Below are 643 nucleotides of genomic sequence, written 5' to 3' on the forward strand. Positions count from 1 at the left end.
GCCACAGCCCAGTGCTGCATGCGCCAGGTCTCGCTGGCCGTCTGTCAGCAAGTTGGCGCTGTGTTGATCGCCAATGTGGCCGGCGAAGCCCTCGCCCAGTTTGTCAAAGCCCGAAGCCATGCCTGCATTGAGCAGGTTCTCGCCAAAGCTGCCGCCGTAGGCCACGGTGCTGCCCAAGGCCGTGGCTGACGTATTGACAGCGAATTGGGCCAGCTCATTGGTGATATCCATCCCGGGCACAAACACCCTGACCGCCGTGGACACAAGGCCGGCCTTGAGACTCTTCTCTCCCGCGTGCAAGGCCTCGCCCACGTCGCCTGTCTGAATCAAGGTGCTGACGAATGAGCCGGCGTAGCCACCCACGGCAGCCCCCACACCCAGCGCAATCGTCCCGCCAACCGTAGCGGCAGTTCCTGTACCCACTGCACCAGCCACGACGGTGGTGCCCGCCAAGCTACCCGTGGTTGCAACCGCCGTGCCCCCCGGCAAGAGGCCACCCACCAGGCCTGACACCGCCCCCGCAGTGAAATACGTCACCACGGCCGCGGCCACCACCGCCACCACAATCTTCAGCCAGTTCGGCTTGGGCGGATTGAGCATGGCCTCATAGCTGTCGCGGTAGCGCGATTCAGCCAGTGCACGA

Annotated in this window: 1 protein-coding gene; it reads right to left on the minus strand. The window is 64.7% G+C overall.

Annotated features, from left to right (window positions below):
* Positions 1–643, minus strand: a 643-nt coding sequence (locus ABWV89_RS18865; protein ID WP_353400632.1) for a hypothetical protein, incomplete at both ends; no start/stop codon positions are given.

Origin of the sequence: Hydrogenophaga sp. 5NK40-0174, from assembly GCF_040372165.1 — a bacterium.
GTDB lineage: Bacteria > Pseudomonadota > Gammaproteobacteria > Burkholderiales > Burkholderiaceae_C > Hydrogenophaga.